At 67.7% G+C, this 16,524-nt stretch carries 21 protein-coding genes; 16 read left to right on the top strand and 5 right to left on the bottom strand.

Annotated elements, in window-relative coordinates; translation table 11 throughout:
• Nucleotides 1–34: 34 nt before the first annotated feature.
• Nucleotides 35–1,117 carry a hypothetical protein gene (locus SK854_RS25920; RefSeq protein ID WP_319977690.1) on the top strand — a complete coding sequence of 361 codons (1,083 nt, stop codon included), beginning with the start codon at nucleotides 35–37 and terminating at the stop codon, nucleotides 1,115–1,117.
• On the opposite strand, the gene SK854_RS25915 is transcribed toward SK854_RS25920, so the two are convergent.
• The gene (locus SK854_RS25915) at nucleotides 1,104–1,583 is read right to left on the bottom strand and encodes a GNAT family N-acetyltransferase (RefSeq protein WP_319977689.1); all 480 of its coding nucleotides are present in this window, start codon (nucleotides 1,581–1,583) and stop codon (nucleotides 1,104–1,106) included. The genes SK854_RS25920 and SK854_RS25915 overlap by 14 nt on opposite strands.
• A gap of 64 nt (nucleotides 1,584–1,647) precedes the next feature.
• Here SK854_RS25915 and SK854_RS25910 point away from each other — a divergent pair, with 64 nt between their 5' ends.
• The 7 genes from SK854_RS25910 to SK854_RS25880 all read left to right on the top strand — a co-directional run bounded on the left by SK854_RS25910 (nucleotide 1,648) and on the right by SK854_RS25880 (nucleotide 7,929).
• On the top strand, nucleotides 1,648–2,169 hold the full coding sequence (locus SK854_RS25910) for an LppU/SCO3897 family protein (RefSeq protein ID WP_319977688.1): 522 nt from the start codon (nucleotides 1,648–1,650) through the stop codon (nucleotides 2,167–2,169).
• Nucleotides 2,166–2,723 carry a YdeI/OmpD-associated family protein gene (locus SK854_RS25905; protein WP_319977687.1) on the top strand — a complete coding sequence of 186 codons (558 nt, stop codon included), beginning with the start codon at nucleotides 2,166–2,168 and terminating at the stop codon, nucleotides 2,721–2,723. The genes SK854_RS25910 and SK854_RS25905 overlap by 4 nt, the downstream gene beginning before the upstream one ends.
• Nucleotides 2,724–2,728: 5 nt before the next feature.
• Nucleotides 2,729–3,382, top strand: a complete 654-nt coding sequence (locus tag SK854_RS25900) for a hypothetical protein (RefSeq protein ID WP_319977686.1) — start codon at nucleotides 2,729–2,731, stop codon at nucleotides 3,380–3,382.
• A gap of 33 nt (nucleotides 3,383–3,415) precedes the next feature.
• Nucleotides 3,416–5,542, top strand: coding sequence for an NAD-dependent DNA ligase LigA (gene ligA, locus SK854_RS25895; RefSeq protein WP_319977685.1), 2,127 nt, complete (start codon nucleotides 3,416–3,418; stop codon nucleotides 5,540–5,542).
• The gene (locus tag SK854_RS25890) at nucleotides 5,535–6,035 is read left to right on the top strand and encodes a GNAT family N-acetyltransferase (RefSeq protein WP_319977684.1); all 501 of its coding nucleotides are present in this window, start codon (nucleotides 5,535–5,537) and stop codon (nucleotides 6,033–6,035) included. The genes ligA and SK854_RS25890 overlap by 8 nt, the downstream gene beginning before the upstream one ends.
• A 323-nt stretch (nucleotides 6,036–6,358) precedes the next feature.
• Nucleotides 6,359–7,474 carry an amidase domain-containing protein gene (locus SK854_RS25885; RefSeq protein WP_319977683.1) on the top strand — a complete coding sequence of 372 codons (1,116 nt, stop codon included), beginning with the start codon at nucleotides 6,359–6,361 and terminating at the stop codon, nucleotides 7,472–7,474.
• Nucleotides 7,475–7,527: 53 nt separating this feature from the next.
• Nucleotides 7,528–7,929, top strand: a complete 402-nt coding sequence (locus SK854_RS25880) for a nuclear transport factor 2 family protein (protein WP_319977682.1) — start codon at nucleotides 7,528–7,530, stop codon at nucleotides 7,927–7,929.
• Here SK854_RS25880 and SK854_RS25875 read toward each other — a convergent pair.
• Nucleotides 7,926–8,351: an SWIM zinc finger family protein gene (locus SK854_RS25875; RefSeq protein WP_319977681.1), complete on the bottom strand. Its 426-nt coding sequence runs from the start codon at nucleotides 8,349–8,351 to the stop codon at nucleotides 7,926–7,928. The genes SK854_RS25880 and SK854_RS25875 overlap by 4 nt on opposite strands.
• 38 nt (nucleotides 8,352–8,389) lie before the next feature.
• On the opposite strand from SK854_RS25875, the gene SK854_RS25870 reads away from it, so the two are divergent.
• Complete coding sequence (locus SK854_RS25870) at nucleotides 8,390–8,824, top strand: GNAT family N-acetyltransferase (RefSeq protein WP_319977680.1); 435 nt, start codon at nucleotides 8,390–8,392, stop codon at nucleotides 8,822–8,824.
• On the opposite strand, the gene SK854_RS25865 is transcribed toward SK854_RS25870, so the two are convergent.
• On the bottom strand, nucleotides 8,821–9,045 hold the full coding sequence (locus tag SK854_RS25865) for a hypothetical protein (protein WP_319977679.1): 225 nt from the start codon (nucleotides 9,043–9,045) through the stop codon (nucleotides 8,821–8,823). The genes SK854_RS25870 and SK854_RS25865 overlap by 4 nt on opposite strands.
• 104 nt (nucleotides 9,046–9,149) lie before the next feature.
• Between SK854_RS25865 and SK854_RS25860 the strand changes: the two genes are divergently transcribed.
• Nucleotides 9,150–10,805, top strand: a complete 1,656-nt coding sequence (locus tag SK854_RS25860; RefSeq protein ID WP_319977678.1) for a DUF262 domain-containing protein — start codon at nucleotides 9,150–9,152, stop codon at nucleotides 10,803–10,805.
• On the opposite strand, the gene SK854_RS25855 is transcribed toward SK854_RS25860, so the two are convergent.
• Complete coding sequence (locus SK854_RS25855; protein ID WP_281251315.1) at nucleotides 10,806–10,928, bottom strand: hypothetical protein; 123 nt, start codon at nucleotides 10,926–10,928, stop codon at nucleotides 10,806–10,808.
• A gap of 60 nt (nucleotides 10,929–10,988) precedes the next feature.
• Between SK854_RS25855 and SK854_RS25850 the strand changes: the two genes are divergently transcribed.
• On the top strand, nucleotides 10,989–11,672 hold the full coding sequence (locus SK854_RS25850) for a 3-keto-5-aminohexanoate cleavage protein (protein WP_319977677.1): 684 nt from the start codon (nucleotides 10,989–10,991) through the stop codon (nucleotides 11,670–11,672).
• On the opposite strand, the gene SK854_RS25845 is transcribed toward SK854_RS25850, so the two are convergent.
• Nucleotides 11,669–12,322 (bottom strand): ACT domain-containing protein, encoded by a 654-nt coding sequence (locus SK854_RS25845; RefSeq protein ID WP_177320452.1) that lies wholly within the window; start codon nucleotides 12,320–12,322, stop codon nucleotides 11,669–11,671. The two genes, SK854_RS25850 and SK854_RS25845, sit on opposite strands and share 4 nt — an antisense overlap.
• 230 nt (nucleotides 12,323–12,552) lie before the next feature.
• Here SK854_RS25845 and gatC point away from each other — a divergent pair, with 230 nt between their 5' ends.
• The 5 genes from gatC to SK854_RS25820 all read left to right on the top strand — a co-directional run bounded on the left by gatC (nucleotide 12,553) and on the right by SK854_RS25820 (nucleotide 16,496).
• Entirely contained in the window at nucleotides 12,553–12,852 is a 300-nt protein-coding gene (gatC, locus tag SK854_RS25840) for an Asp-tRNA(Asn)/Glu-tRNA(Gln) amidotransferase subunit GatC (protein WP_030467875.1), read from the top strand.
• Nucleotides 12,849–14,333 (top strand): Asp-tRNA(Asn)/Glu-tRNA(Gln) amidotransferase subunit GatA, encoded by a 1,485-nt coding sequence (gene gatA / locus SK854_RS25835; protein ID WP_319977676.1) that lies wholly within the window; start codon nucleotides 12,849–12,851, stop codon nucleotides 14,331–14,333. Before gatC ends, gatA begins: the two co-directional genes overlap by 4 nt.
• On the top strand, nucleotides 14,330–14,527 hold the full coding sequence (locus SK854_RS25830; protein ID WP_319977675.1) for a hypothetical protein: 198 nt from the start codon (nucleotides 14,330–14,332) through the stop codon (nucleotides 14,525–14,527). The genes gatA and SK854_RS25830 overlap by 4 nt, the downstream gene beginning before the upstream one ends.
• Nucleotides 14,524–16,026, top strand: coding sequence for an Asp-tRNA(Asn)/Glu-tRNA(Gln) amidotransferase subunit GatB (gatB, locus tag SK854_RS25825; protein WP_319977674.1), 1,503 nt, complete (start codon nucleotides 14,524–14,526; stop codon nucleotides 16,024–16,026). The genes SK854_RS25830 and gatB overlap by 4 nt, the downstream gene beginning before the upstream one ends.
• 185 nt (nucleotides 16,027–16,211) lie before the next feature.
• A complete protein-coding gene (locus SK854_RS25820) occupies nucleotides 16,212–16,496 on the top strand; it encodes a hypothetical protein (protein ID WP_319977673.1) in 285 nt (94 codons plus the stop codon).
• Nucleotides 16,497–16,524: the final 28 nt, after the last annotated feature.

The raw sequence follows: 16,524 nt of genomic DNA, 5'->3' as shown, positions 1-16,524 counted from the left end.
CGCCGGCGCGGGACTGGGTGTCCAATTCGGACTTGTGCTCAGGCTCGCGCTGGTCTTCTTGCTGCTCACGGCCGGTACGGCGCATGCGCTGCCGGTGAAGGTCTCCTGCCGAGTTCCCGGCGTGCACGATGCGGACGTCATCCGTGTCGTGCACGCCGTCGGTCTTTCTCGGGGCGTGAGCGACAAGGTGATGCTCGCCGGGTTCGAGGCCGGGTGGGTCGAGTCGCACATGAACAACCTCGACTGCGGCGACGCGGACTCGCTGGGCGTGTTCCAGCAGCGGCCGTCGATGGGCTGGGGCGCGCCCGAGCAGATCATGGACGTCTCCTATGCCGCGGGCCGGTTCTTCGAGTACGCGGTGCGCGTCGACCGGCCTGATCTCTCGGCCGGGTTGCTGGCTGATGCCGTGCAGCGGTCGTGCTGCCCGGAGCGGTACGACCAGGCGGAGGCGCGCGCGGGTTCGATGCTGCGGCAGGCCTGGCAGGGAGGTCCCGAGGTGGTGGCCGGCGTCCTGCACGTCGTGGAGGACGGCGATGTCTGGGCCGATGGCGCGCGGCTGAGCACGTCGGGTGCCTTCGTCGGGCGTCCTTCGGTGGCCGGCCGGGTCGTGTTCGCCCGAACCGCCCGTGGCGAGGTCATGGCGCTCGCGGACGGGACGTGGCGGTCGGTGGCGTCGGGCGTGGCCGGCGACCCCGAGGCCGTGGTCCGTCCTGATGGGACGGTCGACCTGTACGCGGTGCTGGCCGACGGCAGCGTCGCGAAGATGAGCTCCGGATGGCAGGCTTTGAGCCCGGCCGGGTTCGCCACCGGCAAGCCGTCCGTGATCGCCTACCCGGACGGGTCCGCGGCCGTCTACGTCCGCTCCGGCACCAAGCTCATGGCCGGCGCCGCCGGCACGTGGCGCGAGATCGCCCAGGGCCTCGACGCCTCACCCGAAGCGGTGCTCCGTCCAGACGGAACGATCGGCGTCCACACCTTGATCGACGGACGCCCGCACCGCCTCACCACGACCTGGGAACCATTGGGCGAAGGCCGTTTCATCGACACCGTGTCCGCACAGGCAGATGGCACGGTCTACGCGCGCACGGCCGAAGGCAAGGTGCTCAAAGTCGGTTGAACGGCTCCGCATATCGGAACGCCCCGGCAGGCACGTCACCGAACAACCGGGCCTGGAAGTGCGGCGCCCACGCGGAGACCGGCGGCGTGATCCCGAACTCCGAAGCGAGCCGGAACCCGAACCGCGAGTAGTACCTGGGGTCACCCAACAGGATGACCGCGCGCTCGCCCCGAGCCTCCGCCGCACCCAGAACCGCGTGCACCAACGCCGACCCGATACCCACCCGTTGGTGTGAAGGATGCACGGCGATCGGCCCGAGCCCGAGCACCGGCACCTCGTCGATGTACCCGCGCGTGCACACGACGTGCCCGAGCACCTCGTCCTCCACCAGCGAGAACTCCGGGATCCAGCCCTCGTCCGCGCGCAGCCAGTCGATCAGCGTGGCCTCAGGCCCGTTCTTGAACGCGAGATCGGTGACGGCGCGAATGGCGTCGATGTCTGCGGGCGTCTCCCGCCGGATCAGCATGACGCGCACTGTGGCCAAACCCGTCGTCGCGCGCCACTCAGTTTTCGCCCCCATACTCCGCAGCGTGGTCGTGAGACAGACCTTGATGGTGTGCGTACTTGCCGTGCTGGCCTATCTCGGCGTGTGGTGGGCGTTCAGCGGAACCGACGAACCCGCCCGGACGGCACCGGAGTCCCTGTTCCTCACCGACTACTCCAAGGCGGAGAAGGGCAGTTGCGTGAGGTTCGAGGGCCCCGGCGAGAACGATCTGGGCCTCACCGTCGTCGACTGCGGCGGCGGCCGGGCCGCGCTGAAGGTCGGCACCGTGCTGACCGCGACCAGCGCGGAGTGCCCGCGCGGTGACTACAAGGTGTTGCGCGACACCAGGCACGACGCCGCCCTGTGCCTGATGCCCAACGCCGCGCGGGGAGACTGCTTCGAGCTCGACACCGACGATCTGCAGAGGTCCGTCGTGTCCAAGTTCGACTGCGCGGCGCCGCGGGTGAACGTGCAGGTCGTCGACGTGGCGGAAGAAAGTTGCCCCGAAGAGGCCGAACTCGGTGTTCCCTATGAGGACATGACGCTCTGCCTGAGGAGGGTGCGTTGATCGTCTTCGAGGGTCCCGCCGAGTTCGACGCGTGGCTGCACGAGAACGGCGCGAACGAGACCGAGCTGTGGCTCAAGTACGCCAAGAAGGGCTCGGGGATCAAGACGATCACCTACGGCGAGGCGCTGGACGTCGCCTTGTGCCACGGGTGGATCGATGGACTCACCCGGTCCGTGGACGAGACCTGGTACTCGCAGCGGTGGACGCCTCGACGTCCGAAGAGCAAGTGGTCCAAGCGCAACTGCGGCAAGGTCGAGGAGCTGATCGCGGCGGGCAAGATGCTGCCGGCCGGGCTCAACGAGATCGAGAAGGCCAAAGCGGACGGGCGCTGGGACGCGGCCTACGCGGGTCCGGCGACGATCGAGGTGCCGGACGACCTCACCGAGGCGCTCAAGGCCAATCCCAAGGCGGCCGAGTTCTTCAAGACGTTGAACAGTCAGAACAGGTACGCCGTGCTGCTGCGCATTCACGACGCGAAGAGGCCGGAGACGCGGCAGAAGCGCATCGCTCAGTTCGTTGAAATGCTGGCGGAGGGGCGCAAGCTCTACTCTTGAACATCATGAAGTGGTTCCGCCGCAGCAAAGCCGAAGACGTCGTCCCCGCACACCTGCCGAACGCCGAGGAAGCCGCACAGCGGTTCTGGGAGCGGTGGTTCGAGCTGGTACCGGTGGTCAGCGCGGCGCTCGGGGACGGCGAACCGCATCGGGTCGAGGACGAGCTGCGGGACCTCGTGAGCTCGTTGCACCCGGACCTCGTGTTCTCTCTCGAGCAGGGCCACATGGCGATGTACGCGCTGGTGATCACCGGTCAGGAAGACCCGAGGCTGCGCCCGTACACCGACGCGTGGATCGACGCCGCGCCGCCGTCGGACATGGTGTGGGAGTTCCACGACTCGGTGCCGCCGGTGCCGGACCCGACCGAGGTGATCGTGAACCTCGGACAGGTGAAGATGCGGCTGGGGGACTACCGGGTGGTGGCACAGGTGGACGGTGACGTCGTGGACGTCGCGGTCTACCACCCGGCGCTCGCGGACCTGAGCGACCAGCACCGGCGGACGATGACGTTCCTGCCGCTGGACGTCACTCTCGGCGAGCGACTGGCGGGGGAGCGGTTGCGGCGCGTGGAGACCGCGGAGCTGGAGCCGCAGGGCACGATCAGCCTGCTGGAGCTGCGTTCTCTGGTCAGGGAACTCGCCGGGCGAACCGAGCGCTGAAAACTGTCAGACCTGGTCACTAAGCTGTGGGACGTGACCAGCGAGAGCCTTGAAGACGTCCCGGCAGAGGTCCGCGAGCGGCATGCCGTGCTCGCGGAAGAGGTGCGCTCGCACCAGTTCCGCTACTACGTGCTGGACGATCCGATCGTCACCGATGGTGAGTTCGACGGTCTGCTGGGGCAGCTGGAGGCGTTGGAGGCCGAGCATCCCGGCCTCGCGACGCCCGAGTCGCCGACGCAGCTGGTCGGCGGCACGTTCTCGACCGAGTTCAAGGCGGTCGACCACCTGGAGCGCATGCTCAGCCTGGACAACGTCTTCGCCCAGGACGAGCTGACGGGGTGGTTCGAGCGCGTTCAGAAGGAGATCGGCTCCGGCACGCACTTCCTGTGCGAGCTGAAGATCGACGGCCTCGCGATCAACCTGCTCTACGAGAAGGGGCGGCTGACGCGGGCGCTCACCCGTGGCGACGGCCGCACCGGCGAGGACGTCACGCTGAACGTCCGCACGATCGCCGACGTTCCGGTGGTGCTGAAGGGTTCCGCCGAGTATCCGGTGCCGGAGCTCGTCGAGGTGCGCGGCGAGGTCTTCTTCGCGGTGGAGGATTTCCTGGCCCTGAACGCCTCGCTGGTCGAGCAGGGCAAGCCGCCGTTCGCGAATCCGCGCAACACGGCCGCGGGGTCGTTGCGGCAGAAGGATCCGAAGGTCACCGCGTCGCGCAAGCTGCGGATGATCTGTCACGGCATCGGCAAGACCGAGGGCTTCGAGGTGGCCAGCCAGTCGCTGGCCTACGAGGCACTGAAGGCGTGGGGCCTGCCGACTTCGCCGCACACCGAGGTGCTCACCGACCCGGCGGACGTTCGCAAGAAGGTCGAGTACTGGGGCGAGCACCGGCACGACGCGGTCCACGAGATCGACGGCCTCGTGATCAAGGTCGACGAGGTCTCTCTGCAACGGCGCCTCGGCACGACGTCGCGGGCGCCGAGGTGGGCCATCGCCTACAAGTACCCGCCGGAAGAGGCCACCACCACGTTGCTGGACATCCAGGTCCAGGTCGGCCGCACGGGCCGCGTGACGCCGTTCGCGCTGATGGAGCCGGTGAAGGTGGCCGGTTCGACGGTCGCGCGGGCCACGCTGCACAACGGGTCCGAGGTCAAGCGCAAGGGCGTGCTGATCGGCGACCGCATCGTCATCCGCAAGGCGGGCGACGTGATCCCCGAGGTGCTCGGCCCGGTGCTGGCCGCGCGCCCGGCCGACGCGCGCGAGTTCGTGATGCCGACCCGCTGCCCCGAGTGCAACTCGGTGCTGCGGGCGATGAAGGAGGGTGACGTCGACATCCGCTGCCCCAACGCGGAGACGTGCCCCGGTCAGCTGCGCGAACGCCTGGCGTACCTGGCCTCCCGCGCCGCGCTCGACATCGAGGTGCTCGGCTACGAGGCGGCCGCCGCGATCACCGAGTCCACGATCTACACGAACGAGGCCGACCTGTTCGACCTCGACGCCGACGCGTTGCGGCAGGTCGAGCGCTTCACGACCAAGAAGGCCGGTGAGCTGTCCGCGAACGCGGTGAAGCTGCTGGACAACCTGGAGGCGGCCAAGGAGCGTCCTCTGTGGAGGGTGCTGGTCGCGCTGTCGATCCGCCACGTCGGCCCGACGGCCGCCCGCGCGCTGGCGCAGCAGTTCGGCTCGATGGACGCGATCATCGAGGCTCCGGAAGAGGCGCTGGCCGGTGCCGAGGGAGTCGGGCAGACCATCGCGACGGCCGTGGTCGAGTGGCGCGAAACGGAGTGGCGCCAAGGCGTCGTGGAGCGCTGGCGGGCCGCGGGCGTGCGGATGGAGGACGAGCGCGACGCGTCCATCGTCCGCAACCTCGAAGGTCTGTCCATCGTGGTCACCGGCTCGCTGACGGAGTACTCGCGCGACTCGGCCAAGGAGTCGATCCTCGCCCGCGGCGGCAAGGCGGCGGGCTCGGTCTCCAAGAAAACCGCTTTCGTCGTGGTCGGCGACTCGCCAGGATCCAAGTACGACAAGGCCGTCTCGCTGAAGGTCCCGGTCCTCGACGAGGCGGGCTTCCGCGTCCTGCTGGAACAGGGCCCGGACGCGGCGAGGGAGGTGGCCCTCCCCGTCGACGAAGGCTCAGTGGAAGAAGGCGCAGATGGCTGACCTGATCATTCGCCCGGCAACGGAGTCCGACCTGCCGGCGATCGGCTCCGTGACGTTCGAGGCGTACCGCGCGGAAGGCTTCGTGGACGCCCACGACGACTACGCGACCGTCCTGACCGACGCCGCCTCCCGCTTCCGCGACGCCGAACTGCTCGTCGCCCAGGACGGGTCCGGCACCGTCCTGGGCTCGGTGACGGTCGTGCATCCCGGCACGCCCTACGCCGAGATCTCCAGGCAGGGCGAGCTGGAGTTCCGCATGCTGGCGGTGACGGCGGCGGCGCGCGGCCGAGGCGTGGGCGAGACGCTCGTGCGTGCGGTGATCGACAAGGCCCGCGAGGCCGGCGCGACCCACGTCGTCCTGTCGTCGTCGGAGAAGATGCTGGCGGCGCACCGGTTGTACGAGCGGCTGGGCTTCACCAGGCTGCCGGACCGCGACTGGTCCCCGTTGCCCGGCATCAATCTGATGGCCTACGCCTACGGACTGCCGCTTTGAGCAACCCGCCGACGACCGGCTGGGGTGCGGGCAGCCGTCCAACGCCGACCTGGTTTCCGGTGCGCATTGCCACCGGAAACGAAAGTCCGCAGAAGAGCTGTTCAAGTGCCGACTTGACTTCAAACGCAATGTGAGCAATCCCGTGGACTCCAGAAAATTGGTCTGAATGGGCCAAGAGCTCGATTGCCCCGACCTGTCATGCTCGTCGAGGTCATGGGGGCGCGAATGGGGGTTCGCGAGGAGATGGATTGCGGCGAGGAGGGCTGGGGATCCATTGTTCCTCGTCTCCGTTGACGCCTTCGTCGTCGACGAAGGGGAATTCGATGAGACGTAAGACGTTGTCGTGCGCCGTGGTGCTCTCATCCGCGGCGCTGATCGCGAGCAGTACGAGTGCGTTCGCGGATCCGCAGCGAATCAGCTCGCACGATCGGCAGCGCATCGCCGAGATCTCGCAAACCTATTTGCAGCATCGCGCGGACAAGGTGACCGCACGCCCGCAGACCGACGGGTTCGGCGTCAAGATGACGGACGGCCTCACCGCCGAACTGGAGGAGGACGTCCTCGAACTCGCCGACCGGCGCGAGGACTACCGCGAGATTCACGGCGGATACTCGCGCGCGCAGGTCGCCATCACGCTCGACGGGGTGAAGCAGGCCGCTGACGGCAGGAGTGTCGTCGCACACGTCCGCGAACACACGCGCCTGTACTACGTCACGCCCGAGCCGGGGGCGTCGGACTCGTCCGGTCACGACATCGGGCACGACCTCACGTTGCAGCGCTCGGGCAGCGGCTGGGTGCTCTCCGGCGTCCAGGCGCTGCTCGGCAGCGGTCCGGCGCCGGCGACGCAGATGCGGAAGGCACCACCGCCGTCGCAGTCGAAGGCGCCCGAACCGTCGGCGCGCAAACAGCCGGCTTCGACGGCGAAACCGTCGGACGGCCCGCGCGACGAGAAGATCATGGCGAACGGCTACATCTACGCGGGGATGGTCAAGTACGCCTACCGGTGGGGTGCCAGCCCGAACCCGAACTTCCGCACTTACGACCAGGACTGCACGAACTTCATCTCGCAGATCATGGAGGCGGGCGCCTGGGAGTACGTCGACGGCGATCGCACGGACAAGGGCTCCTGGTACTACGGCAGCTGGACGTGGACGACCAGCTACACCTGGGCGGCCGCCGAGAACTGGTATTGGTTCGCGTTTCAGCGGTCGGGCCGGACGCGCATTCTTGCGAGCGTGTGGGATCTTGAGATCGCGGACGTGCTGCAGGCGGACTGGGATCCGTGGAACGGCAACATCATCGACCACTCGATGTTCGTGTCCAAGGTTCAGGGCGGCGAGCGCTATTTGACCTATCACACCGAGAACAAGGTGGACGTTCCGTTGACGGAAATGGTGCGCAACAACCCCAATGCCAATTGGTATCCGCACCGCACCTGATTTGGAGTATTGTGAACCTCATGATGAGGGGTGGCTCGGAAGGGCAGGGTGTGATGCACCCTGCCCGTTTCGTTCTCGCGTCGGTGTTGGTACTGATGCTGTGCGCGTGCTCGACCGGCGCGGACGGCGGCGCGGACGACCCGCGCGCGGCCGTCGACACCTATCTCACCGCGATGAACAACAAGGACGAGGCAGCGCTCCGCAAGGTGCTCAGCGAGTCCCAGCGTGACGAGGCGGCAGGCCACCTGTCCGCTCACGGCGGGAAAGGTCTGGCGGTCAAGTCCGTGGACCTCACGCAGGACTTCGGTCCGAGCTTCGCCAACGCCCACGTGACGGGCGAGTACGCCGACCGGTCCGGCTACGACGAGCGGATCGTGGTGTCGAAGATCGACGATCGCTGGTACGTCGGAATCCCGGGTCCGGCGCCGGCGAGGACGAGCCCTGCCAAGTCCTAGTTCTCCTGGGACTTCTTGATGATGCGTGTGCGCAGCGGACCGTCTCCGGCGGCGCGGTCGTACAGCAGGTCACGCAGGACCTCCGCGGGCAGCGATCTCAGCGCGTCCTTGAGCTCCACGTCCTCGGCGTCCGGCGGCGGCACCGTCTCGCCCCGGTCCAGCAGCACCAGCCCGACAGCCACGCAGTGCTTGCAGAAGAACCCCTCAGACCCGTGCGGACAGGTGCACGCGCCCATCAGATGCGTCCCCGACCACGACAGCTCCACCACGTACGCCGCGTCGTCACCGCCCCGCACCCGCGCCGCCACGTGCCGGCTGTGCACCCGCAGGGACAGCACCGACTCGCGGTAGGTCAGGCCGCGCCAGTACGACTTGGTGCCCGCGCGGTGCAGCAGCAGCTCGGTGGTGAGGGTCGTCGACACGAGGGTCATCCAACCGGGTGACCACAGAAAGGATCAACATGATCGCGATCGGCCCACTCGAACCCGCGGACCGCACCACGTGGCAAGAGCTCTTCGAGGGCTACAACACCTTCTACGAACGCACGCTGCCAGCGGAAACGTACGACGAGAAGTGGCAAGCCTTCCAAGCCAACGAAAACATCCACGCCCTATGCGCCCGCGCCGACGACAAGGTCGTGGGCATCACGCACTTCTTCAAGCACCCCAGCACGTCCGGCCCGGACGTCTGCTACCTGCAGGACCTCTTCACCGCACCCGAGGCGCGCGGCCGGGGCGTCGGCCGCGCGCTCATCGAGGCGGTGACGGATTGGGCGAAGCAGCAGAACTGCTGCCGCGTCTACTGGCACACCAGCGAGTGGAACGACACCGCCCGCAAGCTCTACGACCAGATCGCGGAGAAGACGCCGTTCGTCCACTACCGCATCGTGCTCTAACGAGCCGTCGTCTCCAGGTCGAGCAACGTCACGGCCGCGCGGAAGTACTTGTTGGTGCCCAGGTCACGCACGGTCTTGATGTTGAACGCGGCCTTCAGCTTCTCCGCGTCGCCGGGGCTCACGCCCTGCAGCGCGTCCACGGGGGCGTCCAGGATCTCGGTGAGCGGCTTGTCCTCGTAAGCCTTGTCGAGGAGCGCGTCGAGGTTCACGGTGATGGCCATGATCTTCATACCTCCAGAGGTGGGGCGATCACGGCAGATTCTGGAGTGAGTTCGGAGATCCCGCAGAACGTAACGACGCTCGTCGCCCTCCCGATGAGGCGGTCATGCACAAGCTCGAAGCCCACGAGGTGCCTCTGCACAAGGTGTTCGGCAGCGACTACGACTTCCGGATTCCTGACTACCAGCGGCCCTACGCGTGGGAGGTTGAGCAGGCGCAACAGCTGCTGGAAGACCTCGTCGAAGCCGTGGACAGCGACGAGCCCTACTTCCTCGGGTCGATGGTCCTCGTGAAGACCGACGGCAAGGCGGATTCCGAGGTGATCGATGGTCAGCAGCGGCTCACGACGCTCACGATCCTCCTCGCGATCGTCCGCGATCTCGCCACGCCAGGGGGAATCCAGAACTCGCTCGGGAAGATGATCGTCGAGCAGGGCGACGAACTGCTCGGACTCGAACCGAAGCCGCGACTCGCGCTCAGGGAACGGGATCAGGCCTTCTTCCGCACCTACGTGCAGCAGCCAGGGCGCATCGAGGACCTGGTGGCGCTCGGCGATGGAGCGCTGAAGACCGACGCGCAGAAGGCGATCCGGGACAACGCCAAGGTGTTGCGGACCACTCTCGTCGAACAGGGCGAGGAAGCGCGGCACCGGCTGGTCAAGATGATCAGCGCACAGACGTTCCTCGTGGTCGTCAGCACGCCGAACCTGGCCAGCGCGCACCGCATCTTCAGCGTGATGAACGCCAGGGGACTCGACCTCTCCCCGGCGGACATCTTCAAGTCGAAGGTCATCGGCGAGCTCGACGACGAGTACGCCAGGAAGTGGGACGAGGCCGAGGTGCGGCTCGGCCGCGGCGACTTCGCCGACCTCTTCCTGTACATCCGGATGATCTTCGCGAAGGAACGCGCCAAGCAGGACCTCATGACCGAGTTCCCGAAGCAGGTGCTGAACCAGTACCTCTCGGGACGACAGGCCGAGTTCGTCGACGACGTGTTGGTCCCGTACGCCGAGGCCTACCAGCAGATCCGTGACTTCGGGTACGAGTCGACGGTCAGGGCCGAGCAGATCAACTCGTGGTTCCGGCGGCTGGCCCAGATCGACAACAGCGACTGGTTGCCGCCCGCGTTGTGGGCTGTGCGCCACCACGGTGACGACCCGGTCTGGCTGGACGGATTCCTCGGCAGGCTGGAGCGGCTCGCCGCCAGCTTGTTCATCCGCCGCATCTACACGACGCCCCGTGTGATCAGGTATTCCAACCTGCTGCGCGACCTCGCGGCAGGCCACGGGCTGGAATCTCCGGCGTTCGTCCTCGACGCCGACGAACGCGCGGAAACCGTGCGGCAACTCGACGGCACGCTCTACCTGGTCCAGAAGACGCGGCGGTACGTGTTGCTCAGACTCGACGAGATGCTGGCCGGGGATCCTGGTGCCGTCTACAAGTTCCCGGTCATCACGGTGGAGCACGTCCTGCCGCAGAACCCGAAGGAGGGTTCGGTGTGGCTGAGTGACTTCTCCGCGGAGGAACGCGCCACCTGGACCCATCGACTCGCGAACCTCGTGCTGCTCAACAGGTGGAAGAACTCCGAGGCCGGCAACAACGACTTCAACACCAAGAAGAAAAAGTACTTCATGACCAGCAAGGGCGTGTCGGGGTTCGCGTTGACCAGTCAGGTGGTTGCGCAGCCCACCTGGACGCCCGCAGTGCTGGAGACCAGGCAGAAGGAACTAATGCGCACGCTCGCCGAGGGCTGGGAGCTGTGATCAGCGTTTCCGCTTGACCGCGACCACGATCACCGTCACCACCGCGAGCAACCCGGCCACCCCCAACGCCAGATCGCCCACAGCCAGCTCGTTCCCTTGGGCGAGCACCAGGGCCAGTCGCATGACCTCACGGTAACCCTTGGAGCAACGCCGTCAGAAGGATTGTGTGGGACCGTATGAGGTGTGCTGCAAGCCTGCCTGAACGGCTCCCGCACAGCCGAGGAGCATCCGGCCCTGCCGTTGTCGCCCGAGCGCCTCGCCGAGGACGCGGCCGACGTCGCCGCGCTCGGCGTCACGTCGGTGCACATCCATCCGAGAGACGTCATCGGTGCGCTCACGCTCGTGGGGCCTGAGGTCGCCACGACGATCGCCACCGTCCGCGCCGCCGCGCCGGGCATCGAGATCAGCGTGTCCACGAACGTGCCCGGCAACCGCGCCACGTTGATCGGCAGCTGGGCGCCGCTCGCGGCGGGTCGGCCGGACATCGCGAGCGTGCACGTGGATCAGCCCGGCTGGCGTGACCTCGCGCAGGCCCTGCACCGGGTCAACGTCCACGTCGAGCTCGTCGTCGAAAGCCCGGCGAGCCTGAACGACCTGCCGGACGGCATCAGCCGGATCACGGTCGGCGCGACGCGTGAGACGGCGGAAAGCCTGCTCGCGCAAGTGGAACCACTCGGCCTGCCGGTCTTGTTGCACGGCCGTGACGCCGACGCGTGGTCCGTCCTCGATTACGGCGCGCTCCTCGAACACCACGTGCGCATGGGGTTGGAGGACACGCTTCAGATGCCCGACGGCCGCCGAGCGAAGAACAACGCCGAGCTGATCGCCATGGCCCGGAAAAGGCAGAGGTCGAGGGCCCCGAGTTAGTCGGGGAGCACCACCGCGACGATGCCGGCCAGGTGCGCCAGTCTGGCCACCTCGGCGGCGCGGAACATCGGGCCGCCAGGACGGCCCACGACGAGCACGCGGTCCGGCTTGCCCAGTGGGGTCGCGGCGAGTTCGGTGCCCAGCTCGCGCCAGGTCTCCGGTACCCAGTCCTCCTCGCCGTCGAGCACGGTCGCGCGCTCCAGCGGGAACCACGGCACGTTCGCCATCCGGGTCTCCGGGGCGGCGGACGACGAGGTCAGCCGGTTGATGCCGGTGCCTTCGGGACCTACGACGACGGCCCAGCCGGCGCGGATGATCTTCGGGACGCCCTCGGTGAAGACCTCGAGGCCCTTGTGCGGGGCGTCGGCGATCTCCTCGACCAGTTCGAGTTCGCGGTGGGTGTCGAGGATGCCCGCGTACGGGCGCACCGCGTCGACCTCGACGCCCTCGATGGACTCCGCCGCGGTGATCAGGGTGTCCGGCAGGCGGCCGGACGGCAGCTCCACGACGAGGTCGTCGATGGCGATGCCGGAACCGCGTTCCACCACGTCGACGCTGAGTATGTCCGCCCCGATCTCGCCCAAAGCCGTTGCGACCGCGCCGAGGGTGCCGGGACGGTCCGGGAGCTGGACCCGGATCAGGAACGACAAGGTGAACGCCTCCATAGCTCGTGCGCGAGACCCCGCGTCTTGCGCCGTTGCCGGTCGGTGATTCTCGCAGACGCATCGTCAACGCATGACCCGCTGTCCGCGTTGCAAACCGGTTAAGTTGACGTGCCGGTCAACCATAGAGGCGGTAACCCGTTCGAAGGCGCGCCTGACCAGCCCATAGACTCACGGGGTTCCCGATTCGTATCCCGACCCTACGGGGGTTGACAGGAGTGCCCAGCATCTCCCGCGACGAGGTCGCGCACCTGGCGAAGCTCGCCAGGCTGGCTGTTACCGAGGACGAGCTCGACTTGTTCGCCGGCCAGCTCGACGTGATCCTCCAGTCGGTGGCCTCGGTTGGCGACATCGCCACGGCCGACATCCCGCCGACGTCGCACGCCGTTCCGCTGACCAACGTCTTCCGCGAGGACGTGGTCCGTCCGAGCCTCGGTCAGCAGCAGGCGCTCTCCGGCGCTCCTGAGGCCGAGGACGGCCGGTTCCGCGTGCCCCGCATCCTGGGTGAGGAAGCATGACCAACGACCTGATCCACGCCACCGCGGCCGAACTCGCCGCGAAGATCCACAGCGGCGAGATCTCCAGTGTCGAGGTCACGCAGGCCCACCTGGACCGCATCGCCCAGACCGACGCGAAGGTCCACGCCTTCCTGCACGTCGACGCTGAGGGCGCGCTCACGCAGGCCCGCAAGGTCGACGCGGCCGTCAAGGCCGGTGAGCAGGTGTCCCCGCTCGCCGGCGTGCCGTTGGCGCTCAAGGACGTCATGACGACCGAGGGCGTGCCGACCACGGTCGGTTCCAAGATGCTCGAAGGGTGGATCCCGCCCTACGACGCCACGGTGACGCGCAAGCTCAAGGAAGCCGGCGTCGTCATCCTCGGCAAGACGAACATGGACGAGTTCGCCATGGGTTCGTCCACCGAGAACTCGGCGTACGGCCCCACGCACAACCCGTGGGACCTCGACCGCATCCCCGGCGGCTCCGGCGGTGGCTCGTCCGCCGCGCTGGCCGCCCTGCAGGCACCGCTCGCGATCGGCACCGACACCGGCGGCTCGATCCGCCAGCCCGGTGCCGTGACGGGCACCGTCGGCGTGAAGCCCACCTACGGCGGTGTGTCGCGTTACGGCCTGGTGGCCTTCTCCAGCTCGTTGGACCAGGCCGGTCCGTGCGCGCGCACGGTGCTCGACGCCGCGTTGCTGCACGAGGTCATCGCGGGCTACGACCACATGGACTCCACGTCCATCAACGCGCCGGTGCCGCCGGTCGTCGCCGCTGCCCGCGAGGGTCTGTCCGGCGACCTGTCCGGCCTGCGCATCGGTGTCGTCACGCAGTTCACCGGCGAGGGCTACCAGCAGGGCGTGCTGCGCAGCTTCGAGGCCGCCGTGTCGCAGCTCAAGGAGCTCGGCGCGGAGATCGCGGACGTGTCGTGCCCGAGCTTCGACTACGCGCTGCCAGCGTACTACCTCATCGCGCCGAGCGAGTGCTCGTCGAACCTCGCCCGGTTCGACGCCATGCGCTACGGCCTGCGCGTCGGCGACGACGGCACGCGCAGCACCGAGGAGGTCATGTCGCTGACCCGCGAGGCCGGCTTCGGCCCCGAGGTCAAGCGCCGCATCATGATCGGCACGTACGCGCTGTCGTCCGGCTACTACGACGCGTACTACGGCTCGGCCCAGAAGGTCCGCACGCTGATCACGCAGGACTTCGCGAAGGCGTTCGAGAAGTTCGACGTGCTCATCTCCCCGACCACGCCGACCACGGCGTTCAAGATCGGCGAGCGCGCGAACGACCCGATCGCCATGTACAAGGCCGACCTCTGCACGATTCCCGCGAACCTCGCGGGCACCCCGGCCATGAGCGTGCCGAGCGGTCTGTCCGATGAGGACGGAATGCCGGTCGGCCTGCAGATCATGGCTCCGGCGCTGCAGGACCACCGCATGTACCGGGTGGCCGCGGCCTACGAGGCCGCGCGCGGCGCGTTCGGAGGTCCGTCACTGTGAACATCAAGAAGGCACGGGGTCTCCTCGGTCTCGCCGGTGCCGTCGCGGGAGCCGTGGGAGCGTTCTCCGGCTTCCGGAACGCCCGTGCGAAGAACGACAAGCTGATGCTGGCGAACGCGATCGCCACCATCGCCGTGGCGGTCACCGGTGCGGCGCTGGCCGCGCGCGCTCTGCGGAAGGACGACTTGGCATGACCTCTCTTGTTGAGCTGATGGACTACGACGAGGTCATCGAGAAGTACGACCCCGTCCTGGGCCTGGAAGTGCACGTCGAGCTGCACACCAACACGAAGATGTTCTGCGGCTGCGCCAACGTCTTCGGCGGCGAACCGAACACGAACACCTGCCCGATCTGCCTCGGCCTGCCGGGCGCGCTGCCGGTGGTCAACGCCAAGGCGATCGAGTCCGCGATGCGCATCGGCCTCGCGCTCAACTGCGAGATCGCCGAGTGGTGCCGGTTCGCCCGGAAGAACTACTTCTACCCGGACATGCCGAAGAACTTCCAGACGTCGCAGTACGACGAGCCGATCGCGTTCAACGGCTGGCTCGACGTGACGCTGGACGACGGCGAGGTCATCCGCGTCGAGATCGAGCGCGCGCACATGGAGGAGGACACCGGCAAGTCGCTGCACGTCGGCGGCGCCACCGGTCGCATCCACGGCGCCGAGCACTCGCTGCTCGACTACAACCGCGCCGGCGTGCCGCTGATCGAGATCGTCACGAAGATGATCCCAGGCACCAAGGAACGTGCCCCCGAGGTCGCTCGTGCGTACGTGACGGCCCTGCGCGACCTGCTCAAGGCGCTCGACGTGTCCGACGTCCGCATGGACCAGGGCTCGCTGCGCTGCGACGCGAACGTCTCGCTCTCGCCGAAGACCACCGGCGCCCTGGGCACCCGCACCGAGACCAAGAACGTCAACTCGCTGCGCAGCGTCGAACGCGCCGTCCGCTTCGAGATGACGCGTCAGGCCGCGGTGCTGGAGTCCGGCGGCGAGGTCACCCAGGAGACCCGTCACTTCGACGAGTCGTCGGGCAGCACCTCACCGGGCCGCAAGAAGGAGACGGCGGAGGACTACCGGTACTTCCCGGAGCCCGACCTGGTCCCGATCGCGCCGTCGCGCGAGTGGGTCGAGGAACTGCGCCTCACCCTGCCCGAGCTCCCCTGGGAACGCCGCGCGCGCATCCAGAAGGAGTGGAACCTCACCGACGAGGTCCTGCGCGACCTGGTCAACGCGAACGCGCTGGACGTCATCATCGCGACGGTCGAGGCGGGCGCGAAGCCGGACGAGGCCCGCTCATGGTGGGTGTCCTACCTCGCGCAGCAGGCCAACTCGAAGGGCATCGAGGTCACCGACCTCGCCATCACCCCGGCCCAGGTCGCGAAGGTGATCGAGCTGGTGAACGCGGGCACGCTGACCAACAAGCTCGCCCGCGAGGTCGTCAACGGCGTCCTGGAGGGCGAAGGCTCCCCGGAAGACGTCATCGAGAAGCGCGGCCTCAAGGTCGTCTCGGACGACTCGGCACTGGAGAAGGCCGTCGACGAGGCCCTCGCCGCCCAGCCGGACGTCGCGCAGAAGATCCGCGACGGCAAGGTCCAGGCCGCCGGCGCCATCGTCGGCGCGGTCATGAAGGCCACCAAGGGCCAGGCCGACGCCGCGCGCGTGCGCGAGATCGTGCTCGCACGCTGCTCGTAGATACACATTCGCCATAAAAATCACAAAGGGTCACCTGTTCGTGCAGGTGGCCCTTTGTGATCTTAGGCCGACTGAGTGGCTGTTAGCTAAATGAGACGTATGTCTGTAGCCGTGTGTGCGAGTCTCTGCGTGCAACTCATCTGGGGGGATGGGAAGTAAATAGTCCAAACGAGGGGGGAATCCTCATGACTGTTCAGCGCGAGAACTTCGAAGTGGCTGCGACCGAAGTCGTTCAGGAAGCCGAGTCCGTGCTCGAAGGAACTCCGGTCACGCCGCAACCGGAGCCGACGCCGGTTCCTTCGCCGCCGCCGGCGACCACACCCAAGCCGCCCGTCACGCCGCAGTGCTGTGGCCGGCCGCCCGGCCCGATGATGCTGATGGGCACCGCCGACTCCGGTGGCGACGTCGAGCACGACCCGTCCTGCGAGAACCACCCCGACAACCTGGCCAAGCAGGAAGTGGCCAGCTAGTCACCCTCCGCGTTGTCCGTCGACCTGG

Source organism: Lentzea sokolovensis (assembly GCF_033949975.1).
In the GTDB taxonomy this organism is placed as follows: Bacteria; Actinomycetota; Actinomycetes; order Mycobacteriales; family Pseudonocardiaceae; genus Lentzea; species Lentzea sokolovensis.
Note: the sequence above shows the minus strand (reverse complement) of the source record. Positions and strands in the feature narration are given on the sequence as shown.

Excerpts from the sequence above, each read along its gene's own strand:
- SK854_RS25915 (WP_319977689.1), bottom strand. The coding sequence starts at position 1,583 with ATGCTGATCCGGCGGGAGACGCCCGCAGACATCGACGCCATTCGCGCC.
- SK854_RS25900 (WP_319977686.1), top strand. The coding sequence starts at position 2,729 with ATGAAGTGGTTCCGCCGCAGCAAAGCCGAAGACGTCGTCCCCGCACAC.
- SK854_RS25890 (WP_319977684.1), top strand. The coding sequence starts at position 5,535 with ATGGCTGACCTGATCATTCGCCCGGCAACGGAGTCCGACCTGCCGGCG.
- SK854_RS25885 (WP_319977683.1), top strand. The coding sequence starts at position 6,359 with ATGAGACGTAAGACGTTGTCGTGCGCCGTGGTGCTCTCATCCGCGGCG.
- SK854_RS25880 (WP_319977682.1), top strand. The coding sequence starts at position 7,528 with ATGCACCCTGCCCGTTTCGTTCTCGCGTCGGTGTTGGTACTGATGCTG.
- SK854_RS25870 (WP_319977680.1), top strand. The coding sequence starts at position 8,390 with ATGATCGCGATCGGCCCACTCGAACCCGCGGACCGCACCACGTGGCAA.
- SK854_RS25865 (WP_319977679.1), bottom strand. The coding sequence starts at position 9,045 with ATGGCCATCACCGTGAACCTCGACGCGCTCCTCGACAAGGCTTACGAG.
- SK854_RS25860 (WP_319977678.1), top strand. The coding sequence starts at position 9,150 with ATGCACAAGCTCGAAGCCCACGAGGTGCCTCTGCACAAGGTGTTCGGC.
- SK854_RS25855 (WP_281251315.1), bottom strand. The coding sequence starts at position 10,928 with ATGCGACTGGCCCTGGTGCTCGCCCAAGGGAACGAGCTGGCTGTGGGC.
- gatA (WP_319977676.1), top strand. The coding sequence starts at position 12,849 with ATGACCAACGACCTGATCCACGCCACCGCGGCCGAACTCGCCGCGAAG.
- gatB (WP_319977674.1), top strand. The coding sequence starts at position 14,524 with ATGACCTCTCTTGTTGAGCTGATGGACTACGACGAGGTCATCGAGAAG.
- SK854_RS25820 (WP_319977673.1), top strand. The coding sequence starts at position 16,212 with ATGACTGTTCAGCGCGAGAACTTCGAAGTGGCTGCGACCGAAGTCGTT.